At 33.9% G+C, this 25,204-nt stretch carries 26 protein-coding genes; 13 read left to right on the top strand and 13 right to left on the bottom strand.

What is annotated here, in order from left to right:
• Window positions 1–52: 52 nt before the first annotated feature.
• From SCB73_RS06170 to SCB73_RS06145, 6 genes are all read right to left on the bottom strand, one after another.
• On the bottom strand, window positions 53–787 hold the full coding sequence (locus SCB73_RS06170) for a hypothetical protein (protein WP_320569211.1): 735 nt from the start codon (window positions 785–787) through the stop codon (window positions 53–55).
• Window positions 788–909: 122 nt separating this feature from the next.
• Window positions 910–1,812, bottom strand: a complete 903-nt coding sequence (locus SCB73_RS06165; RefSeq protein WP_320569210.1) for a PhzF family phenazine biosynthesis protein — start codon at window positions 1,810–1,812, stop codon at window positions 910–912.
• 136 nt (window positions 1,813–1,948) lie between these two features.
• The gene (locus SCB73_RS06160; RefSeq protein ID WP_320569209.1) at window positions 1,949–2,596 is read right to left on the bottom strand and encodes a hypothetical protein; all 648 of its coding nucleotides are present in this window, start codon (window positions 2,594–2,596) and stop codon (window positions 1,949–1,951) included.
• A 384-nt stretch (window positions 2,597–2,980) separates the two neighbouring features.
• Window positions 2,981–3,538: a YdeI/OmpD-associated family protein gene (locus tag SCB73_RS06155; protein ID WP_320569208.1), complete on the bottom strand. Its 558-nt coding sequence runs from the start codon at window positions 3,536–3,538 to the stop codon at window positions 2,981–2,983.
• A gap of 9 nt (window positions 3,539–3,547) precedes the next feature.
• Window positions 3,548–4,030 (bottom strand): hypothetical protein, encoded by a 483-nt coding sequence (locus tag SCB73_RS06150; protein ID WP_320569207.1) that lies wholly within the window; start codon window positions 4,028–4,030, stop codon window positions 3,548–3,550.
• A 106-nt stretch (window positions 4,031–4,136) separates the two neighbouring features.
• Entirely contained in the window at window positions 4,137–4,586 is a 450-nt protein-coding gene (locus SCB73_RS06145) for a protease complex subunit PrcB family protein (protein WP_320569206.1), read from the bottom strand.
• Window positions 4,587–5,110: 524 nt separating this feature from the next.
• Between SCB73_RS06145 and SCB73_RS06140 the strand changes: the two genes are divergently transcribed.
• Window positions 5,111–5,653 carry a DMP19 family protein gene (locus tag SCB73_RS06140; RefSeq protein WP_465221496.1) on the top strand — a complete coding sequence of 181 codons (543 nt, stop codon included), beginning with the start codon at window positions 5,111–5,113 and terminating at the stop codon, window positions 5,651–5,653.
• A gap of 152 nt (window positions 5,654–5,805) precedes the next feature.
• Here SCB73_RS06140 and SCB73_RS06135 read toward each other — a convergent pair whose 3' ends face one another.
• Window positions 5,806–6,288, bottom strand: a complete 483-nt coding sequence (locus tag SCB73_RS06135; RefSeq protein WP_320569205.1) for a hypothetical protein — start codon at window positions 6,286–6,288, stop codon at window positions 5,806–5,808.
• 286 nt (window positions 6,289–6,574) lie between these two features.
• Between SCB73_RS06135 and SCB73_RS06130 the strand changes: the two genes are divergently transcribed.
• The 7 genes from SCB73_RS06130 to proC all read left to right on the top strand — a co-directional run bounded on the left by SCB73_RS06130 (window position 6,575) and on the right by proC (window position 14,063).
• Window positions 6,575–6,940 (top strand): lipocalin family protein, encoded by a 366-nt coding sequence (locus SCB73_RS06130; protein WP_320569204.1) that lies wholly within the window; start codon window positions 6,575–6,577, stop codon window positions 6,938–6,940.
• 257 nt (window positions 6,941–7,197) lie between these two features.
• On the top strand, window positions 7,198–8,469 hold the full coding sequence (gene serS / locus SCB73_RS06125; protein WP_320569203.1) for a serine--tRNA ligase: 1,272 nt from the start codon (window positions 7,198–7,200) through the stop codon (window positions 8,467–8,469).
• Window positions 8,470–8,574: 105 nt separating this feature from the next.
• Window positions 8,575–10,356 carry a tetratricopeptide repeat protein gene (locus SCB73_RS06120; RefSeq protein ID WP_320569202.1) on the top strand — a complete coding sequence of 594 codons (1,782 nt, stop codon included), beginning with the start codon at window positions 8,575–8,577 and terminating at the stop codon, window positions 10,354–10,356.
• A gap of 140 nt (window positions 10,357–10,496) precedes the next feature.
• Complete coding sequence (locus SCB73_RS06115; RefSeq protein WP_132987814.1) at window positions 10,497–10,808, top strand: DUF4286 family protein; 312 nt, start codon at window positions 10,497–10,499, stop codon at window positions 10,806–10,808.
• 237 nt (window positions 10,809–11,045) lie between these two features.
• Window positions 11,046–11,831: a 16S rRNA (adenine(1518)-N(6)/adenine(1519)-N(6))-dimethyltransferase RsmA gene (gene rsmA / locus SCB73_RS06110; RefSeq protein WP_132987813.1), complete on the top strand. Its 786-nt coding sequence runs from the start codon at window positions 11,046–11,048 to the stop codon at window positions 11,829–11,831.
• The gene (gene mgtE / locus SCB73_RS06105; protein WP_320569201.1) at window positions 11,815–13,164 is read left to right on the top strand and encodes a magnesium transporter; all 1,350 of its coding nucleotides are present in this window, start codon (window positions 11,815–11,817) and stop codon (window positions 13,162–13,164) included. Before rsmA ends, mgtE begins: the two co-directional genes overlap by 17 nt.
• Window positions 13,165–13,277: 113 nt before the next feature.
• The gene (gene proC / locus SCB73_RS06100) at window positions 13,278–14,063 is read left to right on the top strand and encodes a pyrroline-5-carboxylate reductase (RefSeq protein ID WP_320569200.1); all 786 of its coding nucleotides are present in this window, start codon (window positions 13,278–13,280) and stop codon (window positions 14,061–14,063) included.
• Window positions 14,064–14,136: 73 nt separating this feature from the next.
• Here proC and SCB73_RS06095 read toward each other — a convergent pair whose 3' ends face one another.
• Genes SCB73_RS06095 through nhaA form a run of 3 tightly spaced genes read right to left on the bottom strand, consistent with a single transcriptional unit; the run spans window position 14,137 to window position 16,007 of the window.
• Complete coding sequence (locus SCB73_RS06095; protein ID WP_320569199.1) at window positions 14,137–14,541, bottom strand: c-type cytochrome; 405 nt, start codon at window positions 14,539–14,541, stop codon at window positions 14,137–14,139.
• Between the two features lie 18 nt (window positions 14,542–14,559).
• On the bottom strand, window positions 14,560–14,859 hold the full coding sequence (locus tag SCB73_RS06090; RefSeq protein ID WP_320569198.1) for an antibiotic biosynthesis monooxygenase: 300 nt from the start codon (window positions 14,857–14,859) through the stop codon (window positions 14,560–14,562).
• A complete protein-coding gene (nhaA, locus tag SCB73_RS06085) occupies window positions 14,856–16,007 on the bottom strand; it encodes a Na+/H+ antiporter NhaA (RefSeq protein ID WP_320569197.1) in 1,152 nt (383 codons plus the stop codon). The genes SCB73_RS06090 and nhaA overlap by 4 nt, the downstream gene beginning before the upstream one ends.
• 154 nt (window positions 16,008–16,161) lie before the next feature.
• Here nhaA and SCB73_RS06080 point away from each other — a divergent pair, with 154 nt between their 5' ends.
• Window positions 16,162–17,124 carry a 2-hydroxyacid dehydrogenase gene (locus tag SCB73_RS06080; RefSeq protein WP_320569196.1) on the top strand — a complete coding sequence of 321 codons (963 nt, stop codon included), beginning with the start codon at window positions 16,162–16,164 and terminating at the stop codon, window positions 17,122–17,124.
• 173 nt (window positions 17,125–17,297) lie between these two features.
• The gene (locus SCB73_RS06075; RefSeq protein ID WP_320569195.1) at window positions 17,298–17,573 is read left to right on the top strand and encodes a TM2 domain-containing protein; all 276 of its coding nucleotides are present in this window, start codon (window positions 17,298–17,300) and stop codon (window positions 17,571–17,573) included.
• 65 nt (window positions 17,574–17,638) lie between these two features.
• Here the strand turns inward: SCB73_RS06075 and SCB73_RS06070 are convergent, their stop codons facing one another.
• On the bottom strand, window positions 17,639–19,441 hold the full coding sequence (locus SCB73_RS06070) for a GNAT family N-acyltransferase (protein ID WP_132987802.1): 1,803 nt from the start codon (window positions 19,439–19,441) through the stop codon (window positions 17,639–17,641).
• A gap of 120 nt (window positions 19,442–19,561) precedes the next feature.
• Between SCB73_RS06070 and SCB73_RS06065 the strand changes: the two genes are divergently transcribed.
• The 3 genes from SCB73_RS06065 to SCB73_RS06055 all read left to right on the top strand — a co-directional run bounded on the left by SCB73_RS06065 (window position 19,562) and on the right by SCB73_RS06055 (window position 22,645).
• Window positions 19,562–20,323 carry an exodeoxyribonuclease III gene (locus tag SCB73_RS06065; protein WP_320569194.1) on the top strand — a complete coding sequence of 254 codons (762 nt, stop codon included), beginning with the start codon at window positions 19,562–19,564 and terminating at the stop codon, window positions 20,321–20,323.
• A gap of 121 nt (window positions 20,324–20,444) precedes the next feature.
• A complete protein-coding gene (locus SCB73_RS06060; RefSeq protein WP_320569193.1) occupies window positions 20,445–21,389 on the top strand; it encodes an OmpA family protein in 945 nt (314 codons plus the stop codon).
• 218 nt (window positions 21,390–21,607) lie between these two features.
• The gene (locus SCB73_RS06055; RefSeq protein ID WP_320569192.1) at window positions 21,608–22,645 is read left to right on the top strand and encodes an aldo/keto reductase; all 1,038 of its coding nucleotides are present in this window, start codon (window positions 21,608–21,610) and stop codon (window positions 22,643–22,645) included.
• 228 nt (window positions 22,646–22,873) lie between these two features.
• Here the strand turns inward: SCB73_RS06055 and SCB73_RS06050 are convergent, their stop codons facing one another.
• Both SCB73_RS06050 and SCB73_RS06045 read right to left on the bottom strand, forming a co-directional pair.
• Entirely contained in the window at window positions 22,874–24,511 is a 1,638-nt protein-coding gene (locus SCB73_RS06050; protein WP_320569191.1) for a DUF4139 domain-containing protein, read from the bottom strand.
• A gap of 65 nt (window positions 24,512–24,576) precedes the next feature.
• Window positions 24,577–25,200 (bottom strand): murein L,D-transpeptidase catalytic domain-containing protein, encoded by a 624-nt coding sequence (locus SCB73_RS06045; RefSeq protein ID WP_320569190.1) that lies wholly within the window; start codon window positions 25,198–25,200, stop codon window positions 24,577–24,579.
• Window positions 25,201–25,204: the final 4 nt, after the last annotated feature.

Here is a 25,204-nt window from a genome sequence, read left to right as displayed (position 1 = left end):
AGTTTTTAAAATAAAAAAAGCTGCATTTTCAGGATGCAGCTTTTTTTATGAGTTATTTTAACTGAGATAATTCTTTTGGTAATCGATATAAAACAGTTTGAGTGTGTATTTCACCTGTTTGGGCTTCTTTTGAAACCGATATGGTTTCTGGGGCTTCAAAAATAAAATCCGATTCTAGTTTGAAAAATTCTTTATGGATAATTTTATCTACAGAGAGTTTTGTTACAGTGGTGTCTTTTTCTGGATGTATGCTTCTGATTTCCTGACTTGCGTAATCGACGGTACTTTCGATATAAGAATTCAAATTGTCTACATTATAAACCCATCGTCCGTTGTCTGCAATGTTTATGGTTTTTTTCTTTCCATTTATGGTTATTTCGTTTTGCCCGATAGGAACTTCGGTAGTTATAAAGCTATTTGGAGCAATGGTTTGTATGGGTTCTGAAGAGATTTTGACTTCAACAGGAACAGATTTTCCATTGTCAATATAAAGTGTGGTTCTAAAACTAGAAGTAACCAGAAAAAATGCAATAAAAGCCCCTACGGGTATGAAAAAATAACTTGATTTTTCTAACTGAAAAGGCATCCCTTCTTCGTCTTCGTTATCAATAATAAATTGTTTTCTGCTTTTATAAATGTAATACAACGCTCCAATTACTAAAATACCATTTATTGGAGCACTTATAAAAACTGGAATTTGATTAAAAGCACTGTATAATAAATAATTAAGTATGTAAAATAGAAAAATTGCTACTGCAAGCCTAAAAAGAATTACGATTCGATCCATGTTAATAGTTGTTAAAAGTAGATTGTGGGTTAAGTGTTAAATTAACTCAAATATATTATTATTTTTCAGATTTTAACAATTACTGTTTTAATTTGGTATCAAATTATGTGAATATTTTGCTATTAAATATAAAGTTCGCCTTTCATGGTTATGATCGAAGAACCACCAACTAAAATGTCTTCTTCACGATTCATTACTTCAATCATTGAGGCTTGTTTTAATCTTACACCTTGAAGAATTTTATATTCTTTATCTGATTTGGTGAATTTCTTTTGAGTTAAAAAACCAATTAAAGGTCCGGCAGCGGTTCCTGTCGCTGGATCTTCATTTATTCCGATTATTGGGTTGAAAAATCGTGTTTCGACGATATGCTCTTGACCTTCATCAGCAATGGTAAAACAATAAAAACCTTCAAAATTATATTCTTTTGAAATTTCAATCAAAAGCTGATTGTCTGGAACAAAGCTGTTGAGCAAGTAACTGTTTTTTATAGGAACCATTGTATGCGCGACTTCTGTTTTAACTACAGTGGGAACAAAAGCATTTACATCTAAATCTTCAATTTTTAAGCCAAGCGCTACGGCAATTTTATAGGTCGGGATTTCCTGTTTGATGACAGCCGATTTTTGATGCATTTGCACTACGGGATAAAATGTATCGGGATCAAAGCTTACAGTCACCGGAATTGCTGAATGTTTCATGACTACAAAAGGTTCGCTTTCGTTTTGTTCGTCAAAAATGGGCATTCCTTTTAGCAATGCACCGCAGACTGCGCCTAGTAAATTATGTCCTGCTCCGTCAATTTCGATTCCGGTTGGAGTAAATGAACGAACTACGAGCGCTTTATCTCGTGGAGAATAATAAACAAATGAGGTTTCAGAATAGCGAAATTCTTTAGAAATATCCTGATAGGTTTCTAATTTTAGATTACCATTTGTAAAAACCACAGAAAGTGGATTTCCTTGATAGCTTTTATTTGAAAATACATCTAAAACGTAATATTCTAATGCTGTTCTTTCTACCATATTTTTATCTTTTTTAAGCTCAAACTTTTTTAGACGGAATAAAATTACGGTTTATACTATACTAAAACAATAGGTATTATAATATTCGTTTTTGTTTGGCGTTGGCTTTTCTTCAATCTATAATAAGTAGTATGGATTAATTTCTTTGTTTTAGAGATTTATAAAAATTTAAAAGTATTGGAAAAGTTACAAATACTAACCAAATGGCAATATTTTTAGGCACTGCTTTGTAAAAATGATTCAAATAGAAGAATGTGCTGGCAAAAATCAGACAAAAAAGAGCATTTGAAATTTTAATCTGTTCTGTAGAAAATCTGTTTATATGTTCTGCTTTTGCTTCCTTTATTTCAGCATAATATTTTTTGTTGAAGAAACTGCCTTTTGAGGGCAAAAAAGCTATTAACATGCAATAATTTTGGACAATATAGACGCTCGAAACTCCCAAGAGAAAATATTGAAGGCCAATATAAAGACTTTCAAATAAGTTGCCTGTATTTTCGATCTGCTGATTTTGAAAAGTTCTAATTATGTTTTCAATTGAAAATAAAAGAAATATGAAAATACTCCAAATGCTGAGTATTAATCTGCTTTTTTTAGTTAATTCTCTTTTTGAAAATGCGTGGAAAACTGAAAAAGCCCAAAAAGGCGCTATAAAACCAATTATAAAAAATAAAAGTAAAAAGTGATTTTTTAAATAACTAAAATCCCAAATCCAATAAAAAACGGCTAATGATTGAAGCAGTGTAATTCCTTCTGTCAGTTTTGGAATTATTTTGTCTTTCATCATGACAATCGTTAAAATTAAAAAGAAAAACAGAAAACAATAAGGCCATATTTGGATACGCATTTCGAAGTCATAATGATTTTCTTTTTTGCCGGGTGTAAATGCTAATAAACTTAGTAAAACCGAAATAGTAACGATCGAAAGAACTGTAGTCCAGTTTTTGATAATGTGCTTTGCTTCAAAAATAACGCCGCTAAACAACGCTAAAAAGCAATTGAGACCAGATGTCTTTCTGAAATGTACATTCGATAAAAAATATACATAATAAAAAGGAACGCCGAGATTCCGAGTATTACGAAATAATTAGTAAAACTTAGTCCTTTACTTTTGTAATTTATTTTCTTTTGGGTTTTTCTTGTTGTCAATTTTATTTTTTGAGCCAATTTACAACATTCGTTTTCCTTCGGCACTAAATTTTATTGCTTTTTCCAATCTCGCAATTCTGGTTTTTTCTTGTTTGGCTGACATAATCACGTGAATTATTACTTTTTTGTAGGATGGAGCCTGATTGTTGAAATATTCCCATGCTACTTTATTGGCCTTGAATTGTTTTTCTAAATCTGGATCAAGAACGTAGGCTTCTTTTTCATGCGAGTAAATTTTGGTTCTTTGTTCTGATTTAAATTCAAAAGCTTTTATTCCGGCTTCTTTCATGAGTCCGGCTTTTGTGAGGTCTTCAACTTTTTTGATGTTGATGGCGCTCCAAATGCTTGATTTTTTCCTTGGCGTAAACCGGATGCTATAACTTTCTTCGTCAATTGATTTTCGGACGCCATCGATCCAACCAAAACAAAGCGCTTGATCTACAGATTCTGACCAAGTCATGCATGGTTTTTTGCTTTTCACTTTGTAGAAACCTACCAAAAGTTCTGTTTCTTTTTCATGATGCTTTTCTAGCCATGCTCTGAATTTTTCTTGAGTGGAGAAGAAAGTCGGGGTCATTTTTACGATTTAGTTGAAGTAATTGTATATTGTAACGATTATAATGGTTATAAATAGTATTGAAAGAAAATTTGATAAAGCTCTTCTTTTATTCTTTGTTTCCACATACTGTTTGAACGAGAACGGAATATTATATTTAGCAGCAATAACTTTTAATATTTCATTTGCGAATTCATATGATTTTGTTTGACTGGTTAGTTTTGTTTCCTCAAGAGCACAAAATCTGAAAAATTCTACGGGTTCAAATGCATTCTTTTTTAAATAATAAATTACTGCTTCTTGAATGACAGCGCGTGATCTTTCTTCTATTTCAAATTGAAATTCTTTGATTTCTTCTGGAATAAGAATTGTTTCTTTTGAGTTGAATTGATAGATTAAATTTTCTGCTAAAGATATTTTCCACTTTATTTCTTTATATCCTTGGTATAAATAGTCACATTCAATTTTTTCCTCGGTGATTTTGATTTTGCAATTATTATGAAATAATTCCATTGTTTTCAAATGTTATTATCTGTAAATGTATTATAAATAATAGAAATTGAAACCAAATTTGACTGGATTTTGTATTTGAAATTTCTCAAAGAATATAAAAAGTGGCTTATTTAAAAACCACTGGTTTGCTCGATTTGGCCATTTTCACAATATGAAAAGGCTGTGTAATTACCGATGTTAAATCGCCTTTTTTTAATTGTTCGACTTTAACCGTTATCAGGTTGTTGGATTGTGTAATCTTGGTAATATCGATAGAATAACCGCCTGAATTTCTAACTTGGTCAAAAACCGCAATAACTTGTTGTTTTGTAAAATCGACATTCATATCAGGAGATGTATATATAGCGAGTGTTAAGATATTCAGCTTTTCTTGTAAATTATTCCAATCGGTTTGGTTGGTGATTACTAAATTGGATTGTGGGATTGTTCCTGACGTTCCGCCGTAATGATCGGTTTGAATAATTGTTGTAAACGCAATATTTGATCCGTCATCATTGTCGTTGCTGCAACTTGCACATGTTAACACAAAGCTTAAAAATAAGATTAGCCTTTTCATGGTTTTGGTTTTATTAGGTTAAAAAATAAATTGTAATGTTTTATTAATTAAACAGATAGCGTTTTTGTGAAATGGTTGAGTTGCAATTTTAATGTTTTTAAAAGAAACTTGAAAATATGATTTTTTCTTACGAAACCGAGATTGCGTTAGGGATTACTTCACAATATATTTATTTTTTAGTGGAGTTCAGTGAATTTCATTTGCAGTGAAAAGCCCACAGCCTGACGAAGGAAGTGCGAGGACTTGAAGCGGATAGCCCGACCCGCCGATCGGCGGGAAACGCCAAAAAAAATATTCGGGAAACATATTGATATTTCTCCGAAATTTGCAAAACGATTCTTTAGTATTTATACGATAAAAGAAGAAAAATCATGGCAAAAGGACCAGAAAAAAATACGAAAAACAAGGCTTTGCATACTAAATTGTTAAACAGAAAGAAAGCGAAACTTCGTGAAGAGAAGGAAGCGCAAAAACTTCGTTTGAAAGAAATAGTGGCAAAATCAAATCAAAACATTGATATAGAAATGGAAGAATTTGGGAGAATATTAGTTTCAGAAACAGCAATGAATAGTGAAAATCCGCAGGATGTGATTCATTCTAATATTTCGGTGATCAATTTGATGCGCGAGGAAGGCGTCGACGACGAATTTATTCATGAAGATGCGTTGACAAGTTATTACTTAGATTATTATTGGTCGCAATATACACAGGGAAATTTTGCGCAATTTGTGCATAATTCAGGTTGGAATAAGGATTTGAACGAATTGATTGAAGAAGGTCTGGCGTTAATTGGCGCCGAAAAGCATTTGGAATTGTTTTTGGAACAAAGCAAGAAAGTCAGAATTACAAGCAATATCAAACTTGATAAGTTTTTGAAAGGAAAATTTGAAGGCGCAAACCCAATTCGGGATTCTTTTAACAATAATGCTTTTTTTGAATTGGAAGAAAACTTGGTTGAGCTGAATGCAAATTTCTTAAAATCGCATCCTGATTTTGAAGCGCTTCCGGTTGATGATATGTTTGCGGTTTTGGAAGAATTTGTTGGGCACGAAATTAAGCGAGCTTAGTTTTTTTAAGGTTCAAAGATTCAGAGGAGCAAAGTGACAAAGGTTTTGATTAACCTCGGGCAAAAGCGCCTTTTTAAAGCAAATGAATTGAAAACATTATCGGTAGAAAATAAAGGGTTTTAATAAAGAAGGACAAATGCCCAATTAAGATTTTATCTTAATTGAGCATTGTTAGCATCTGCATATTCTACTTGAATTGCTTTAATTTCTTTGTCAAGGTCTAATAAACCGCTAAAAGCACCTTGCATCATTGTAGCTGCTTTTTCTTCATTGTTTTTTGTTGTAAGCATGTCTATGTTGGCTTCAAAACCATCCATTGTCGCAATGCTAAGGTCAAACATGTCTAACATTGTTTTTCTAAGACCATGATCGGTATTCATGGGGATTAAGAGATTAACGGGTTTTTGTGCAGCTACAAGTTTGTTTCTAGTTGAAGCAATTAATTTCAGGAATTCTTTTTTTGATTCTGGTTTTCCAATAAAATTTAAACTGCCGCTTAAAAATGCATCGTTTGCATCGAAAAGTTTTTTATGCGCTTCAACAATTTGGTTGTTGTAACTGGTGGTAGTTTGTTCACCGCAACCAGTAAATACTACAGAAACGAATAATAAGAGTAGTAAAGTAATTTTTTTCATAAGCATAATCATTATAAATTAGTGTTAAAACAAATATATCAGAATTATTTTAGTAAGTTATCTTTTAATATAATTTTTCATTTTGCTGATTTTTAATCTTTTGGGTTTTAAGCAATGTTTGTGAATTTACTTACGAATTTCTAGAAATTATATAAACGTTAAGTCAAGTTATGTAACAAATTCGCAAAGCTTTAAAATTAATTTAGCAGTATTAATTTTAAAGAAAAGAAACATCAAAACTAAACGTATATTATTCGGATTATTATTATGCATCGGATTATCAACTGTGTCGTGCAGTAGCGACGACAACGAAGGGGAAACACTAATTCCATTAGAGGGCAAATGGGATTTAAGCAAAAAAGGAACTGTAATAAATGGGACTGAAACTTTGACTGACGCACCAGAAAATCAAAGTGGATGCAATAGTGATTATATGGAATTAAAATTAGACAACACAGTTAATATGGGAGATTATAGTTCTGTTGTAAGTGCTTGTGCATTAACCGTTCAATCAGGAATTTATTCAAGATCACACAATAATTTAACTACCGTTGTAAATGGTGTAAGCAAAACCCAAGATATTGTAAACTTGACTCTTAAGGAACTTAAGCTTAGAGATGCTAGTGGTGTAATCACGGTTTACACGAGATAAATATTCAAATTCTAAATCAAAGAATTTAGCGCTAAACGGAAATGGCTTAAAGTTGTTTCCGTTTTTTTATGCCACAAAGTCTCGCAAAGGTTCCACAGATTCGAAAAGTTTTTCGAATTTCTTTGCGGATCTCTGTGAAATCTTAGTGTGTCGTGGTGAAATAACTTTTTTCCCGATAAACTTTGTCTTATTCTTAGGAAACATTTCCTTAAATTTGCTTCCGTTATAAAAAATACAATAGTTATAAAAAACAAGCTATGTTACAAATCGCATTTATTAGAGAGAATCAAGAGAAAGTAATCAAGGCTTTAGCAAAACGAAATATCGATGCTAAAAGCGTTGTTGAAGAGGTGGTGCAATTAGATGAAAACCGTCGTGCTGCGCAAGTAGAATTAGACAATGTTTTATCTGAATCTAATAAATTATCCAAAGATATTGGCGAATTAATGAAAGCTGGCGAGAAATCTAAAGCGGCTATTTTAAAAGAAAAAACAGTTTCATTAAAAGAAAAAAGCAAAGAACTTGGCGAAAAAGCCGAGGCTCTTGCAGTTGAATTGACAAATAAATTATACACTTTACCAAATTTACCTGCTGATATTGTTCCTGAAGGAAAAACACCAGATGACAATTTGAATGTTTTTCAAGAAGGCGATATTCCAGTTTTGCACGAAGGCGCACAGCCGCACTGGGAATTGGTGAAGAAATATGATATTATAGATTTTGAGCTTGGTGTAAAAATAACTGGTGCTGGTTTTCCGGTTTACAAAGGAAAAGGAGCTCGTTTGCAACGTGCTTTAATCAATTATTTTTTAGATAAAAATACAGCTGCAGGATACAATGAAGTTCAAGTGCCGCATTTGGTAAACGAAGCTTCAGGTTACGGAACAGGACAATTGCCAGACAAAGAAGGGCAAATGTACCATGCAACGGTTGATGATTTATATTTGATTCCAACGGCTGAGGTTCCGGTTACAAATTTATTCCGCGATGTTATTTTGAACGAAAGCGAATTGCCAGTTTTACATACCGCTTATACGCCATGTTTCCGTCGTGAAGCAGGTTCTTATGGAGCGCATGTTCGTGGATTAAACCGTTTGCACCAATTTGACAAAGTGGAAATCGTGCGCATTGAGCATCCTGAAAAATCATACGAAGCTTTGGACGGAATGGTAGAACATGTGAAAAATATTCTTCAAGAGTTGAAATTACCGTATAGAATTTTACGTCTTTGCGGAGGCGATATGGGATTTACATCGGCTTTGACGTATGATTTTGAAGTGTTTTCTACGGCACAAGATCGTTGGTTGGAAATTAGTTCAGTTTCTAACTTCGAAACGTTCCAAGCAAATCGCTTGAAATTGCGTTTCAAAGACAAAGACGGAAAAAACCAATTGGCGCACACTTTGAACGGAAGTTCATTGGCTTTGCCTAGAGTTTTGGCCGGAATTTTAGAAAATTACCAAACTCCAGAAGGAATCGTAATTCCAGAAGTTTTACGTCCTTATTGCGGATTTGACATAATTGACTAACTTTAGTATATAGTTTGCAGTCGCAGTCTCAGTTCAGTTTAATTTAAACGATTACCGAGACTGCAAACTGTGGCTGAATAAAATACCACAATTAAAAACTGAAATATGAAAAACATCTTTATCTATATCGTTTTGTTGTGGTCTGGTTTTACTTTTGCCCAAAATGAGCAATTGGCTCAATATTATTACGATAAGGGCGATTTTGAAAAAGCAAAAGTCAGTTATGAAGAGCTTTTGAACAGCGCGCCATCCAATACCCAATATTTTTTAAGAACGATTGACTGCTATCAGCAATTGCAGCAATTTCAAGTTGCGGAAAAAGCAATTTTGGATCGTTACAATAAATACAAACAAGGTGTTTTTTTGGTGGAATTAGGCTACAATTACCAATTGCAGAAAAACGAATCTAAAGCTAGAAATTACTATGATCAAGCGATAGAAAAAATCAAAGCAAACCCAAATGATGTTTACGGAATTGGGAATTCATTTGAGAAAAAAGTATTGTTGGAATATGCCTTAAAAGCCTATCAAACCGCAATGCAGATTCAGCCGAATTACAATTTTAATTTTCAAATTGGAATGTTGTACGGTCAATTGGGCAAAACTGATGAGATGATTGATCTTTTGTTGACCGAATCCTATAAAAATCCGCAAAATGCAAATTTGATTCAGACGCAATTATCGCGTTTTATGAATGGTGAAACCGATAATACTGCCTTCAAAGATGCCATGCGAAAAGCTTTGATTTTAAAAACACAAAAAGATCAAGATGTATTTTGGAATCATTATTTGAGTTGGTTTTATGTGCAGCAGAAAGAATTTGGAAAAGCGTTTATTCAAGAAAAAGCCATTTACAAACGTGAGCCCGAATCGCTTTCGAGTATTGTAAATCTAAGTCAGTTTGCAATGAATGAAGATGATGATGAAACCGCCGCAGAAATCTTAAATTTTATTTTGCAAAACACTAAAGATCAGGATTTGTTAATTCAGTCAAATGGCTATTTGATGCAAATCAAAATTGATAAAGCACAAGAAAAAGATTATCCGGCAATCGATGCTGAGTTGCAACAATTGCTTGCAACTTACGGAACAACTCCTTTTACTCTATCTTTGCAGTTGATTAAGGCGCATTTTGCTGCTTTTAATTTGAAAAATCCAGAAGAAGGTATTGCGATTGTCAAACATGCTTTGGAACTCAATTTAAACGATTATCAGCAAGCCGATGCTAAAATGGAATTGGCAGATATTTTGCTTTTACAGGAAAAATTCAATCAGGCGCTCATTTATTATTCGCAGATTCAATTGGATTTGAAAAATGATGTTATGGCACATGAAGCAAGTCTGAAAGCTGCAAAAACAAGTTATTATAAAGCCGATTTTGAATGGGCTTTAAAACAGTTTAAAGAATTAAAATCGGCAAATACACAATTGATTGCCAATGACGCTCTTGAATATTTTTTGCTGATCAACGACAATACCGTTGCCGATTCGACGCAAACCGCATTGAAACAATTTGCAAAAGGCGATTTTTTAATTTATCAGAATAAAAAACCAGAAGCAATTGCGCAGTTTCAGAATATCTTGAAAACCTTTAAAGGTCAGGAAATCGAGGCTGTTACAATGTTGCGTTTAGGAAAAATATACGAAAGCTTGAAAGATTATAATTCGGCTTTAAGCCAATATCAGCAGATTATAGACCATCATGGAGATGGAATTTATGTAGATGAAGCACTGTTTTTTTCAGCAGAAATTTACAGCGATGAACTTCACGATACCGAAAAAGCAAAACCTTTGTATGAAAAGGTAATTTTCAATCATCAAGACAGTATTTACTTTGTTGATGCCAGAAAAAAATACCGCGAATTAAGAGGAGATAAGAATCTATAATTTGGTTTAATCGGTTATTTGTTTAACCATTTCTTGAATAAACAAAAAGAATTAATAATGTGATGATTCAAAAACGGTTGAAGAGTCAAAGTAAAAAAACTTAGAATATTAGTACCTTAGAATCTCAGAATCTTTAAAAAATGATTATTTACAACATTACCACAAATATACACGAAAGCGCTCATGACCAATGGTTGAAATGGATGCAGGAAAAACATATTCCAGAAATTCTGGCAACGCAAAAATTTTCATCGGCACGAATTGTAAAGGTTTTGGTTGAAGAAGAAATGGGTGGCATTACCTATTCTGTTCAATATACAACAGACAGCAAAGAAACGTTGGAGAAATATTATCTGGAAGATCAACCGAAGTTTGATAGAGAAGCGTTAGAATTATTTGCTGATAAAATGCTTTCGTTCAGAACGGAATTGGAGGTTATTTCGGAGCATTGATTAGCTCGCAGTCTCGGTTTTCAGTTGTCAGAAAAGAGAATTGCCCGCAGATTTGGCTGATTAAACGGATTTACCCAGATTATTTGATTTAAAATTTGTGATAATTTGTGGAATTTGTGGCAAAAGAATATAAAGCTTTGTGACTTTGTGCCTTCGTGGCAAAAAAAGTGAAATAAGCTTTGACCCTTCGCTTCAAAAAGAATACTTTTGCAGCCTCGTGGCAAAACAGGTAAGAAAATGGAAAAAGTAAAAGCCAAAAAACATTTAGGACAGCATTTCCTTAAAGACGAAAGCATCGCAAAAGCAATTGCCGATACTTTGAGCTTAAAGGGATATGATGAGGTTTTAGAAATAGGACCAGGGATGGGTGTGCTTACTAAATACTTGCTTGATAAGCCAATTACAACACGAGTAATCGAGATCGATACTGAATCTGTAGCGTATTTAGATGCGAATTATCCGAAATTAAAAGACAAAATTATTTCAGAAGACTTTCTGAAATACAATATAAATCAGGTTTACGAAAACAAACAATTCGCCATTATTGGCAATTTTCCTTATAACATCTCTTCTCAGATTGTTTTTAGAACACTTGAGTTCAGAGATCAAATTCCAGAATTTTCTGGAATGTTTCAAAAGGAAGTTGCAGAGCGAATCTGCGAGAAAAAAGGATCAAAAACCTACGGAATCTTGTCTGTGCTATCACAGGCTTTCTATGATACTGAGTATTTGTTTACTGTAAACGAAAATGTTTTTATTCCTCCGCCCAAGGTCAAGTCGGGTGTGATGAAAATGACCCGAAAGGAAGATTATAGTCTTCCTTGTGGTGAAAAGTTATTTTTTACGGTTGTAAAAACGGCTTTTCAGCAAAGACGAAAAACATTACGTAACAGTTTGAAAACATTAAATTTATCTGATAATTTGCGAGAAGACACTATCTTTGATAAACGTCCCGAGCAGCTTAGCGTTGAAGAATTTATTGTTTTGACTCAAAAAATAGAAGCCGATGGAGTTCAAAGTTAGCAAAGAATTAATCCACCAACTAGAAGAGCATATTGTACAGAAAAACGACAAAGAACTTGAAGTTTTACTTAACGATTTGCACCACGCTGATATTGCTGAAATCCTTGAAGAACTGGATTTTGACGAAGCAACTTATATTTTTAAGGTTTTAGATAGTGATAAAACCGCCGAAATTCTTCTTGAATTAGAAGAAGATCTGCGCGAAAACATCTTAAGCCGATTATCACCAAAAGAGATTGCCGAAGAGCTTGATGAGCTTGAAACAAATGACGCTGCCGATATTATCGCAGAACTTTCGCATGAAATCAAGGCAGAAGTTATCTCGGAATTGGTCGATGTTGAGCACGCAAAAGACATTGTTGAGTTATTACGCTATGATGAAAATACGGCGGGTGGTTTGATGGGAAAAGAGCTTGTAAAGGTCAATGAAAATTGGAATGTCTTGACTTGCGTGAAAGAAATGCGTATTCAAGCCGAGAATGTTTCAAGAGTTCATTCCATTTATGTTGTCGACGATGAAAACCGATTAAAAGGAAGGTTATCTCTTAAGGATTTGCTGACTTCTTCTACTAAAACTCAAATTGGAGATGTTTATATCCGAAAGTTAAATTTCGTAAATGTGGATACCGAAGATGTTGAAGTGGCGCGTATCATGCAAAAATACGACTTGGAGGCAATTCCGGTTGTTGATGAACTTGGCCGTTTGGTAGGAAGAATCACCATTGATGATATCGTAGACGTAATCAAGGAAGAAGCCGATAAAGATTACCAATTAGCGGCGGGTATTACACAAGACATTGAAACAAATGACAGTGTTTTAGAGTTGACAAAAGCACGTTTGCCTTGGCTTTTGATTGGAATGGTAATTGAAATTGTAGCGTCTTTTGTTTTGAAAGATAACGAAACTGCTTTTCAGAAATATTCAACACTAATTATTTTTGTGCCTTTGCTTTCTGCAACTGCTGGAAATATTGGTGTGCAGGCATCGGCAATTGTGGTGCAAGGTTTGGCAAACGGAACTTTGAAAGAATTTAGCCGAAGCTATTTTAGCAAAGAAATAACTGTTTCGATGATTTCCGGAAGTATTATTTCATTGCTTTTACTCGGATATCATTCTCTGATGTATGGTCAATATTTAGTGGGATTGGCAATTTCAATTTCAATGATTGTGGTAATTATGTTTGCTGCAACACTTGGAACTTTAGTGCCGTTGTTTCTTCATAAAAACAAAATCGATCCCGCAATTGCAACGGGGCCGTTTATCACCACAACAAATGACGTTTTTGGAATTATGCTCTACTTTGGAGTAGCAAAAATGATTCTTGGATTTTAGATTTTTGGCACAAATTAATAGATTACAGTGATTTAAAATCTTTAAATTCTATGTAATTTGTAGCCGAAAAAACAGACTGTTAATCAGCCAAAAATAAATTAAAGCCAAGCAGTATGAATGTACATATTATTGGAGGAGGAAACCTTGGGGTTTCTATTGCCTTGGGAATTGCTAAATTTTCGAAAAACAATCAAGTTACCGTAACAAGAAGAAACATTGCCAGTATTCAATATTTATCTGAATATGGAATTACAGTGTCTAATGATAACAAACACAATATTCAGGAAGCTGATGTGGTAATTTTAACGATAAAGCCGTATCAGGTTGATACTGTTTTGGCCGAAATTTTGCCTGTAATCCAAAATAAAACAATTGCTTCAGCAGTAAGCGGATTGTCTTTGGATATGCTTCAGGAAAAAACAAATAATGCCTATCCAGTTGTGCGAATTATGCCTAATATTGCGGCACAATTTGGAGAATCGGCGACTTGTATTTCGTTTCCAGAAACGGATCGCGAAGAAGCTATGCCAATTGTCGATTTGTTTCAGGATTTAGGAACTGCACCTGTAATTGATGAAAAATTGATGGATGCAGCCACAGTTTTGGGCGCGTGCGGAACAGCTTATGCATTGCGTTATATACGTGCATCAATGCAAGCGGGAATTGAAATTGGATTTGATTCGAATACTGCTCTGGCAATTGCTGCGCAAACGGTAAAAGGAGCGGCAAAAATGTTGCTAGATGAAAAAGTGCATCCAGAACAATTAATCGATCGTGTAACAACGCCACAGGGTTGTACAATTGTTGGCTTGAATGAAATGGAACACAATGGTTTCAGTTCGTCATTGATAAAAGGAATCAAAACTTCTTTGAAACAAATCAAAGGATTATTAAAATAAAAAATTACAATAATTAAAATTCCAAATTCCACTTTTTCTAGTTGGGATTTGGAATTTTTTATTTTTTAGAATTTTATTTCGAGTGGCAATATTCAATTAGGCAGGCAACATCTTCTTTTGACAAGGTTTTTGAAAACACCGTTTTATGATAATCAATTGCCAATATTTCTACTTTCGAACTGTCGATTTTATATTTTTTATTGGTCAGCCAGTTTACAAAAACAATCGAATCAACTTCATGGAGCGCTGGTCCTGTTGATTTTGAGTTTAATTTATGACAAGCCACACAATTTGAATCAAACACTTCTTTTCCTTTTTTTTGATTTTCAGTTAAATCAACATTTCCACAAGAAGGTAAATCGCGTGTTGCACAGCCTGGGTTTTCAGGTTTTTTAAAAATCTTCAGATACATAATTATTCCGACTACTAATACGATTAGCGCAGTTAAAGAAAAAACTATGATTCTGATTCGGTTCATAATAACTCATTTTTTGATTTAGGCAAAAACTTCAAAATGTTCGACATTCTCTTCAAATTCTAAAAGAAAATGTTCGTCTTCGGGATAATATTTCGCCTTTTCGATATCTTTTCCAGCAAAATTTTTGATCACTTCCCAATTTTCCCAATAGGTAATAAGTGTAAAATGGGCTTCATTATTTTTGATGTTTCTTAAAAAAGAAAGTTTCACAAAACCAGGTGTTTTTTCATAATCAGGAATGGCAATTTGGATCAGAAACGTGGTATAAGCGTCATAATCTTCCATTTTTGTTTTTCCGTGCCAAATTCTTGCGATCATGATTTTGATTTTTGATTCTTTTTCAAAGTATATTTTAAATAAACAAATCCGAAAATTCCAGAAAGCATTGAGGCAATCAGAATAGCAATTTTTGAAAAAATAATGGTTTCAGGATCTTTAAAAGCCAAAATGGTAATGAAAATCGACATGGTAAACCCAATTCCGCCCAACATTCCAGCGCCTAAAATATGAGCCCATTTTAAGTTTTTTGGCAAAGCACATAAACCTGCCGTTACGCCAATCGATGAAAAAAGAATAATTCCTAAAGGTTTCCCCACGACCAAACCAAGAATAATTCCGAATGTATTGGGGTGATTTAAGCCTTCATGCCAATCTTGGTTTATGGCAATACAGGTATTTGCAATGGCAAAAAGCGGCAAAATGATAAAAGCAACGGGTTTGTGTAAAAAATGCTGTAATTTATACGAAGATGATTGTTCGCTGCCGTCGCCAAACGGAATTACAAAAGCTAATATCACACCTGTTATTGTTGCATGAACGCCAGAATTCAGCATAAAATACCACATAAAAATGCCGCCAATCAAATACGGAATTATGTTGTTGATTTTCATTCGGTTTAAAACGAAAAGAAATCCCCAAATTCCTAATGCAATAGCAAGATTTACAAAAGCAATCGATGTGGTGTAAAATACAGCAATGACTATTATGGCTCCCAAATCATCAATCACAGCAAGCGCGGTTAAAAAGACTTTTAAAGAAGTGGGAACTTTATTCCCTAAAAGCGATAAAATTCCGATTGCAAATGCAATGTCTGTCGCCATAGGAATTCCTGCTCCGTTTTGAGTTGCAGTGCCAAAATTTAAAGCCAGAAAAATTGCGGCTGGAACTAGCATGCCTCCAAGCGCGGCCATTATTGGAAGTGAAGCATTTTTTATATTGGATAATTCACCGTGATAAATTTCGCGTTCCAATTCTAACCCGATCAGTAAAAAGAAAATGGTCATCAAGCCGTCATTAATCCAATGTGTAATCGAATGTCCGCCCAGATCTTTTTCCCAAAAAGAAACATATCCTTCAGAATAAGCTGAATTTGCTAGATATAATGAGAAGATTGTGACAAACAGTAGAAGCAGTCCGCCAGATTTTTCGTTATTAAAAAAAGAATTAAAAGTCTTGGTCAATTTCATTTTGGCAGATTTTCTGGAGATGTGAAGATTTTATCTCGTATTTTCAAAGTTAAAAAAATAAAATGAATTTGTGTTTTGCACTTTTTGCACTTGAGAAAATAAAAAGAATCTTGTAGAATTACTGTATTTTTGCAGTACATAAAATTCAAGAAAAATGAGTGTAAAAATTCTTCATATCGACAGCAATAATCCCGTTTTGTGGAACCAATTAGAAGAAGCAGGTTTTGAAAACCACGCCGATTTTAAATCTTCAAAAGAAGAGATAGAAGCTAAAATTCAAGACTATAACGGAATTGTGATTCGCAGTCGCTTCAAGATTGACAAGGCTTTTCTAGATAAAGCAACTAAGTTGCAATTTATTGCAAGAGTTGGCGCAGGTCTGGAAAGTATTGATTGTGAATATGCTTCAGCGAAAGGAATTCATTTAATTGCGGCACCAGAAGGAAATCGAAACGCAGTTGCAGAACATTCGCTTGGCGTACTATTATCGCTTTTCAATAATTTAAATAAGGCCGACGCCGAAGTAAGAGCAGGACATTGGAATAGAGAAAGTAATCGCGGTCACGAACTCGACGGAAAAACGGTCGGAATTATTGGTTACGGAAATATGGGAAAGGCTTTCGCCAAAAAACTCCGCGGTTTTGATACCGAAGTTTTATTTTATGACATTCTAGAAAATATAGGAGACGAAAATGCCAAGCAAGTTTCATTAGCCGAATTGCAAAAAAGTGCCGATGTTTTGAGTTTGCATTTGCCTTGGACACCCGAAACCGACAAAATGGTTGATGCAAATTTTATCAACGCATTTTCGAAGTCATTTTGGATCATAAATACTTCGCGTGGCAAAAATATAGTTACAGCAGATTTAGTTGAAGCAATGAAGTCTAAAAAGGTTCTTGGAGCAGGTTTGGATGTTCTGGAGTATGAGAAATTATCTTTTGAAACACTTTTTCAAGATAAAAATACACCAGAAGCCTTTCAATATTTGTTGGAAGCTAAAAACGTTTTGCTTACACCACATATTGCAGGTTGGACTTTTGAAAGTCATGAGCGTCTGGCTCAAGTGATTGTAGATAAAATAAAAATGGTTTATGCTGCTAAATCTGCCGAGATTTGATTTAGTTTAGAGTTTCTGTTTTTAAATTGTAAGATTTTGATCTAACTATGCTGTTGATTATTAGTTTTTAAAGTTATTTTTTTTTAATATTGTTATGAAATTTTTAACAAGAATTTAGAAAAGGAGCGACCGAAAATCCTAAAAAGAGTAGGCTTTAATTAATCTAATAAAAAATGGAAAATACAAAGTACGAGGCATGGAATACTCCGTCGAGGCCAAGAGAAGAAAATAAAAAAATTTCAGCGGGAATTTTGGCGATTTTAGTTGGTATTCTTGGAATTCATAAATTTTATTTAGGCTATACAAAAGAGGGTATTATTCATTTGCTTTTAGGTTTGATGTGCGGTGTTGGAGGTTTGATAGGTCTTATAGAAGGAATTATATACTTGACAAAAACCGATGAAGAGTTTTATCAAATTTATCAGGTAGGTTATAGAGGTTGGTTTTAAAACATAAAAAAATCCCGTTTCAAATTTAGAAACGGGATTTTTTTTATGTTTTTGATAGAATTTAATTAATCTTCTTTCTCAGATAGCTTTTTCTCCAATTCAATCTGAAACTCTTCAATAACGGGTTTCATGGTGCTTTCTGGAATATCTGCGATTCTAATGTACATTAAACCGTCAATTGCGTTGTTGAATAATGGATCAACGTTAAAAGCAACCACTCTTGCATTTTGTTTGATGTATTTCTTGATTAAAACAGGCAAGCGCAGGTTTCCTGGTTCCAATTCGTCAATGATTTTGTCAAACTTGTTTAAGTCAGATTCTGCTTCATCGAAAATGAAATCTTTATCAGCATCTTTTAATTTTACTTTATACGCTTTCTTCGGATGAATATATTGTGCGATATATGGATCGTAATAATTTGATTTCATGAACTCAATCATCAATGATTTTGAGAAATCAGAAAATTGATTGCTGATACTTACACCACCAACTAAATATTTGTGCTCTGGATGACGCAAAGTTGTATGAATAATACCTTTCCACAATAAAAACAAAGGCATTGGTTTTTGCTGATATTCTTTTACAATAAATGCACGTCCCATTTCGATCGATTTGTGCATCATATCGTGAAGCTCCTGCTCAAATCTGAAAAGGTCCGTCAGATAAAAACCTTCGATTCCGTATTTTGGATATATTTCAGAACCTAATCCCATACGATATGCTCCCGCAATTTTTTTGGTTTCATCATCCCATAAAAACATGTGGTGGTAATATTTGTCGTATTCGTCTAAGTCAATAGATTCATTTGTTCCTTCACCAACTTCACGGAAAGTGATCTCGCGCAAACGCCCAATTTCATGCAAAATGTTTGGAATTTGTTTTGCACTTGCAAAGAATACTTCATAATTTTTGCTTTGCAAAAACCTAGCATCACTATCTCTCAACGCTTGAACTTCATCAATTAATTTTGATTCGTTTGCTGGCGTAACAATTTTTTTAGGCGCTTTTGGTATTTTTAAACTTGCTGTATCAATAAGTTTGGTATCCTTTTCAAAAGGATTGGCAAGCATATAGGTTTTCTTTCTTAAGAATTCTGAATATTCTTCAAAAGATTCAATTTCGTTTTGTTCACTTACAGAAATCGGTTTTCCAATACGAACTTTGATCACGCGGTCTTTCTGCGTAAGCAATTCAGACGGAAGTTTTGCCGTACGCAAAGTGTCGTCTATTTTTGAAAGCCAATAGAATAATTTGCTGTTTTTAGCATGAAAATAAATCGGAACAACAGGAACTTTTGCTTTTCTGATTAATTTCAGAGCGCCTTCTTCCCATGGTTTGTCCACGACTAATTTTCCATCTTTATAAGTTGAAACTTCTCCAGCTGGAAAAATCCCTAAAGGTTTTCCATCACTCAAGTGACGCAAAGTTTCTTTAATGCCAATTACGCTCGATTTTGCATCCTTATGATTTTCAAAAGGATTAACCGGCATAATGTATTTTTTCATCGGAACAATTCTGTGCAATAAGAAATTTGCAATGATCTTGAAGTTAGGTTCTCTTTCAAGCATTAATTTCAAAAGCAAAATTCCATCAATTCCTCCAAGCGGATGATTTGAAATAGTAATGTAAGCACCATCTTTTGGCAGACGTTTTAAATCTTCTTCAGGAATTTCAAATTTGATTTCCATCTCGTCCAAAATTCCGTTCAAAAACGCAAGGTCTTCCAAATGTTTATTGCGATCGTAAATTTTGTTAAGGGTCGAGATCTTAAGAACCTTCATAAGAATCCAGCCTGAAAAAGTACCAAATACGCCGTACTTATCAACATTTATTGCCTTTGCAACTTCTTTCGCGGTAACTAAACCCATGTACTATTTTTAAATTATTAGAGTAGCGAACAAAGATAACAAAAAACTCTACTTTTCCTTTATTCAATCCTAAACTTTCCACTTTTTTATTACATTTGGAATCCTAAAAAAAATACCTAGATGAAAATTATTTCTTATAATGTAAACGGAATTCGCGCGGCAATTACCAAAGGTTTTATCGAATGGTTGCAAGCAGCGAGTCCAGATGTTATCTGTCTTCAGGAAATTAAGGCGACACATGATCAAATTCCTGTTGAAGCGATTACCGCCGCTGGCTATCCTTATCAATACTATTATCCTGCAACTAAAAAAGGCTATAGTGGTGTTGCAATTTTATCTAAAATTGAGCCGAAAGAAGTGGTTTATGGAACAGGAATTCATCATATGGATTTTGAGGGGCGTAATCTTCGTGCTGATTTTGAAGATGTTTCAGTAATGAGTTTATACCTTCCATCGGGAACAAATATTGAAAGATTGGATCATAAATTTATGTTTATGGATGATTTTCAAACATATATCAATGAACTGAAATTAACTATTCCGAATTTGATTATTTGTGGCGATTATAATATTTGCCACGAAGCCATTGATATTCACGATCCGGTGCGCAATAAAACCGTTTCTGGATTTTTGCCGGCTGAACGTGCTTGGCTTGATGGCTTTATGAAGTCTGGTTTTATCGACAGTTTCCGTCATTTCAATAAAGATCCGCATCATTATTCGTGGTGGAGTTACCGCGCTGGAGCTCGCGGAAACAATAAGGGTTGGCGTATCGATTACAACTTGGTGAGTAATTCGATGGAACATCGATTGAAGCGTGCCGTTATTCTTCCTGATGCCGTTCACTCAGACCATTGTCCAGTTTTAGTCGAAATTGAGTAAAGTTTGGTATTGTTCTTGTTGAAGAAATGGAAAGTTTTAAAGTTTAAAGAATTGAATTTTGAAATTGCCGTTGAATTTTGATATTTATTAATTAAGCCCCAAATAAAAACCAAAAAGTAAAATGATTAAAAAAGCCTCTATTGGATTGGTAGTTTTAGCTTTGTCTGCAACTTCATGCGTATCCAAAAAGATTTACAATGATCTTGAAACAAAATATTCAGATTTAAAAAAAGAGAATCGTTCGATTGCTGATGAAAATGCAAATTTAAAAACAGCAAAAAATCAGTTAGAATTAGACAAAGATAAGCTGACGAAAGATTTAGCCACTACTAAAGATGATCTTGCAAAACAAAAGGCAGATCTTGCTGCAGAACAAAAAAAATATAAGGTATTGCAGGATTCTTATAATGCATTAGAGAAAAACAGCAATGATGCATTAGAAAGCAATATGGCTAAAAACCGTGAGTTATTGGCACAGTTAGAAGCAAAATCTAAAAAACTTGCAGACGAACAAGCACGTTTAGATAAAACAGCAAGCCGTTTGAAAGAGCTTGAAGATATGATCGCAGCGAAAGAAGAATCAATGCGAAAATTAAAAGAAACTTTGTCTAAAGCTTTAAATGGTTTTGAAGGAAAAGGTTTGACAGTTGAGCAGAAAAATGGAAAAGTTTATGTTTCTATGGAAAACAAATTGCTTTTCAATTCAGGTAGCTGGGCTGTTGGAACTGAAGGTAGAAAAGCTGTTGTGGAACTTGGAAAAGTTTTAGGTGAAAATCCAGATCTTTCGGTTTTAATTGAAGGTCATACTGACGATGATCCATACGCAGGTTCTGGACCAATTGCAAACAACTGGGATTTGTCAACTAAAAGAGCAACAGCAATTGTGGCAATTTTAAGTGAAAATACAAAAATCAACAAGCAAAAACTTACTGCAGCAGGACGAAGCGAGTTTTCTCCTCTTGCAAGCAATGCAACTCCAGAAGGAAAAGCTAAAAACCGAAGAATCGAAATCATCTTGACTCCAAGATTAGATGAGATTGCGGAGATGTTGAATAGCATAAATTAAGGTTCTAAGATGCTAAGATTTTAAAAAGGGTTCAAAGTTTTACTTTGAACCCTTTTTTTTGGAATTTGGAATTTAAAAATTGGATTTTATCTTATCATTATTTTAACCTTTGTCAAATTTAGAATTGAAGAATCCCTGCGTATCTTTGGAATCTTAAATATTATAAAAGAGAAAAAACTTAGGGTCTTAGTATCTTAGAATCTTAGCAACTTAAAAAAATGAAATACACTACATTACCCAACACCAATATAAAAGTTAGTAAAATTTGCCTTGGAACGATGACTTACGGGCAACAGAATACAGAATCAGAAGGGCATGCTCAAATGGATTATGCTCTTGAAAGAGGAGTGAACTTCTTCGATACGGCCGAAATGTATTCGGTTCCGGCAAGTGAAGCGACTTACGGAAGTACAGAAAAAATTATTGGGACTTGGTTTAAGAAATCTGGAAACAGAGACAAAGTGGTTTTGGCATCAAAAATCGCAGGCCCGAATCCGAATTTTGGATACATGCGTGAAAAACTGGATTTTTCGCCGGCAAGTATCAAATATGCAGTCGAAAACAGTTTAAAAAGATTGCAGACCGATTATATTGATTTGTACCAAATGCACTGGCCGGAAAGAAAAACAAACAATTTCGGACAACGTGCTTTTCATGGACATGATGATGTTTGGGAAGATAACTTCAGAGAAATTCTGGAGACTTTCGACGGATTAATCAAAGAAGGCAAAATCAAACACATTGGAGTTTCAAACGAAAATGCTTGGGGAATGATGCGTTTGCTCGAAGAAAGCAAATACAACAATTTGCCAAGAATAAAAACCGTTCAAAATCCGTATTCTTTATTGAATCGTTTGTTTGAAGTGAATTCTGCCGAAGTTTCAAAATATGAAAATGTTGGTTTGTTAGGATATTCTCCTTTAGCCTTTGGAGTTTTGACTGGAAAATTCCTGACAGGAGAAAGTCATCCGAAAGCGAGAATTAATCTTTTTCCGCAATACAAACGCTACAATAGTGATCAATGTACCCAGGCGACAAAATTATATCAGGAAATCGCTAAAAAACATGGTTTAACGTTGACGCAATTGGCAATGGGATTTGTTTTGCAACAGCCGTTCTTGACGAGTTCAATTATTGGCGCGACGACATTGGAACAATTAAAAGAAAATATCGATACAATTGATGTTGTATTGTCGAAGCAAATTTTACACGAGATTGATGCAGTTCAGGGAATTATTCCTGATCCCGCTCCTTAATTTTTTTGCCACGAAGGCGATTTTTTGCCACGAAGGCGCTAAGACACTAAGGTTTTTTAATCTCGCAATCCCGATAGCTATCGGGATTGCGAGATTAAAAACAAAAGATCTTCTTGCATTGAAAAATATTCAAAATCAAACCTAACCCATTTTTAAAACGGGTTAGGTTTCTGAATAAATACAAAATCCCAATAATCTTGATTATTGGGATTTTTGTTTTGAAAGGTTTTATAGATTTAAAACCTGATCTTTTGGATATTTCACTCTGTAGCTAATTCTGAATTTTTTGGTTTCGTTTGGCTTTAACTGTAGCTGCCAAGTAAGAATTCCTGTTTCAGAATTGACTTTAGCACCATCACTTTGCAGAAGTTCTACTTCAATTTCCTTGTTTGTGCTGAGGGGATATTGGTCTTTTAAAATTAATTCGACAGCTTCTTTTTTGTTGTTTCTTATAGTAAGGTCAAATGTAAATGTCTGTTCTTTTCTAGCAGATAAAAATTTTGTGCCTGATTTATCGGCAACTTTTTCTCTTTTGATAGATACTTTTTTGTCGCGTCCCATACTTAGATTCAAAGTGTCGCTCGTTTGGTTTGGCTCAATAAAAGTTTTACCTACATACATGCCTTCAAAAATGATATTAGCTTCACCTCGTAACAAATTGTATTTGTTGTAATCTGCAATTTCTGCTAGTAAAAAAGCATCATTTTCGGCTTTTGGAACAGCATAATACTTGTAAGTTGCCGGTAATTTTATTTCCTTTAGGGAGACACTATGAATTTTTCCATTCGATAAAATATCATACGGAATATCAATGTCAAAAGAAATATTAAGCTGGTTTTCTGCCACTGTTGTATAATTTGAAACAGATGATTCTGTCATTGCTGGAGCTGCCATTTCCATTTCATTGTTTATTTTTTTCTCTTTATAAAGACTTCCTTGTATCTGATTTCTTTTACTCATACCGTAACCAGTAACTACAACGTCATTATTATAAGCAACATTTGTTAAGAACCAGGAACTTAGTATTGGTGCCTGATTGTTTTGATTTGGTTGACCGCTGGATAAAGTAAGTTTTACTTTTTTCCAGTCAATTCCTGTATTTTGAACAACTTGTGCTTTGTACATCATATTGATTGGTGCATTTACACTTTCGGTTCTCAAATCATAAAAAGGCGACCAGGAAGCATTATTAGTCAAATAAGATATTTCCAACGGAATATTTCCTGTCTGATTATTCATTACCTGAACAATCAATTTTCCTGAAGAAGTCTGTTCTTCTTTATCGGTATTTATCTCAAGTTTGTTGTTTAATTTTTGGAGTGTTTGATCTAGTTTTTGTTTTTTCTCCGTAAGGTTGTTGATGTTATTGGAAATTTCAAGTTGTTTGTTTTTATAATAATCCACCATTTTCATTAACTCAGTAACATTTAAACCTGAATTAGCTCCAGAAATCTGCTGATTTTTATCCAACAGCTGTATTGTTTTTGTTTCAGAATTAATAGTATTGTTTACTTTTTGTATTTCCTTCTGAACCAAAATGATACTATCTCTTACTCTTTTTAATAATGGCGATTGTGAATCGGTTTCGTATTCTGAAATATAATTGTTGGTAAACTGAACCGAAAGTACGGTTACATTTGTAGGTGCACCAATTTGAATAGAGCTTTCATTTAAGTTTACCGCTACATTTTTAATCACTATTTCAGAGGTTCCTGCCGGCAGAACAACATTTGCAGTTTCCAATATTTCGGCCGCATTAAAGTATACTGTTGCCGCCTTTACTTTTGCAGTTGTAAAAATTGGTTTTTGCGCAAAGGCAAAAATGCCTAAAAATAATAAGAAAGCCGTTGCTTGTTTTTTAATCATTGGAGTATAATTTAAAATGTTTTATAAAGGTATAGATAACAAAAAAGGTCATTAGGTTGGTTTAATTAATAATAAATGGTTAAAATAATTTTCTTTTTAGAATGATCAATCTGTTTTTCTAAAACATTGAAGAATTTTTCATTTACCATCGGACAGCCTAAACTGTTGCAGATTGGATATGGCTGTTCTTCAAACGGAACATCTTCATATTTATGCAAGACAATATTTCGGTCAAAAGCATTGCTGTTGCTTTTGTCTAAACCGTACAATTTATACGCTTTTCCAAATCTTCCGGAATAAGAACCGCCAATAGCATATTTACCCAATGAAGTGCAATTGGAGTTTTTTACATTGCTAAATTTCAAATTGCCATAAATTCCGGTTTCAGAACCCGAACCATGTCCGACCAAGCCTTTGTCCAGCACTTTATTCTCTTTTAAATCGTAAACAAAAAACCGATTTCTTCCTGATTCTACCTTCATATCTAAAAAGAAAGCAACGTCTGAATTGTATTTCGGAGATTTCCCCAAGAATCTCTTGATTTCGTTGACTTCACTTTTTAGTTTCTCTTCGTAGGAATAAATCGGTTTTGAGTTTTTGTGGACTGTTGGTTTTTCGTCTTTGTTTCTGCAGGCAAATGCGGTGCAGAAAATCAAGAGCGAGAAGAGAAAGAAAATTTTACTTTTCATACAA

This window comes from Flavobacterium sp. KACC 22761 (assembly GCF_034058155.1).
In the GTDB taxonomy this organism is placed as follows: Bacteria; Bacteroidota; Bacteroidia; order Flavobacteriales; family Flavobacteriaceae; genus Flavobacterium.
This window is presented reverse-complemented; position numbering and strand designations above follow the sequence as displayed.

Bases quoted from the DNA above. Each gene is read 5' to 3' on its own strand.
- SCB73_RS06140 (WP_465221496.1), top strand. From the start codon at position 5,111: ATGGAAGAATTTGGGAGAATATTAGTTTCAGAAACAGCAATGAATAGT.
- SCB73_RS06145 (WP_320569206.1), bottom strand. From the start codon at position 4,586: ATGAAAAGGCTAATCTTATTTTTAAGCTTTGTGTTAACATGTGCAAGT.
- proC (WP_320569200.1), top strand. From the start codon at position 13,278: ATGAATGTACATATTATTGGAGGAGGAAACCTTGGGGTTTCTATTGCC.
- SCB73_RS06165 (WP_320569210.1), bottom strand. From the start codon at position 1,812: ATGGTAGAAAGAACAGCATTAGAATATTACGTTTTAGATGTATTTTCA.
- SCB73_RS06070 (WP_132987802.1), bottom strand. From the start codon at position 19,441: ATGGGTTTAGTTACCGCGAAAGAAGTTGCAAAGGCAATAAATGTTGAT.
- SCB73_RS06160 (WP_320569209.1), bottom strand. From the start codon at position 2,596: ATGAAAGACAAAATAATTCCAAAACTGACAGAAGGAATTACACTGCTT.
- SCB73_RS06055 (WP_320569192.1), top strand. From the start codon at position 21,608: ATGAAATACACTACATTACCCAACACCAATATAAAAGTTAGTAAAATT.
- SCB73_RS06090 (WP_320569198.1), bottom strand. From the start codon at position 14,859: ATGATCGCAAGAATTTGGCACGGAAAAACAAAAATGGAAGATTATGAC.
- SCB73_RS06050 (WP_320569191.1), bottom strand. From the start codon at position 24,511: ATGATTAAAAAACAAGCAACGGCTTTCTTATTATTTTTAGGCATTTTT.
- SCB73_RS06120 (WP_320569202.1), top strand. From the start codon at position 8,575: ATGAAAAACATCTTTATCTATATCGTTTTGTTGTGGTCTGGTTTTACT.
- SCB73_RS06115 (WP_132987814.1), top strand. From the start codon at position 10,497: ATGATTATTTACAACATTACCACAAATATACACGAAAGCGCTCATGAC.
- SCB73_RS06075 (WP_320569195.1), top strand. From the start codon at position 17,298: ATGGAAAATACAAAGTACGAGGCATGGAATACTCCGTCGAGGCCAAGA.
- SCB73_RS06170 (WP_320569211.1), bottom strand. From the start codon at position 787: ATGGATCGAATCGTAATTCTTTTTAGGCTTGCAGTAGCAATTTTTCTA.
- rsmA (WP_132987813.1), top strand. From the start codon at position 11,046: ATGGAAAAAGTAAAAGCCAAAAAACATTTAGGACAGCATTTCCTTAAA.
- SCB73_RS06135 (WP_320569205.1), bottom strand. From the start codon at position 6,288: ATGAAAAAAATTACTTTACTACTCTTATTATTCGTTTCTGTAGTATTT.
- serS (WP_320569203.1), top strand. From the start codon at position 7,198: ATGTTACAAATCGCATTTATTAGAGAGAATCAAGAGAAAGTAATCAAG.
- SCB73_RS06155 (WP_320569208.1), bottom strand. From the start codon at position 3,538: ATGACCCCGACTTTCTTCTCCACTCAAGAAAAATTCAGAGCATGGCTA.
- SCB73_RS06045 (WP_320569190.1), bottom strand. From the start codon at position 25,200: ATGAAAAGTAAAATTTTCTTTCTCTTCTCGCTCTTGATTTTCTGCACC.
- SCB73_RS06150 (WP_320569207.1), bottom strand. From the start codon at position 4,030: ATGGAATTATTTCATAATAATTGCAAAATCAAAATCACCGAGGAAAAA.
- SCB73_RS06060 (WP_320569193.1), top strand. From the start codon at position 20,445: ATGATTAAAAAAGCCTCTATTGGATTGGTAGTTTTAGCTTTGTCTGCA.
- SCB73_RS06095 (WP_320569199.1), bottom strand. From the start codon at position 14,541: ATGAACCGAATCAGAATCATAGTTTTTTCTTTAACTGCGCTAATCGTA.
- nhaA (WP_320569197.1), bottom strand. From the start codon at position 16,007: ATGAAATTGACCAAGACTTTTAATTCTTTTTTTAATAACGAAAAATCT.
- SCB73_RS06065 (WP_320569194.1), top strand. From the start codon at position 19,562: ATGAAAATTATTTCTTATAATGTAAACGGAATTCGCGCGGCAATTACC.
- mgtE (WP_320569201.1), top strand. From the start codon at position 11,815: ATGGAGTTCAAAGTTAGCAAAGAATTAATCCACCAACTAGAAGAGCAT.
- SCB73_RS06080 (WP_320569196.1), top strand. From the start codon at position 16,162: ATGAGTGTAAAAATTCTTCATATCGACAGCAATAATCCCGTTTTGTGG.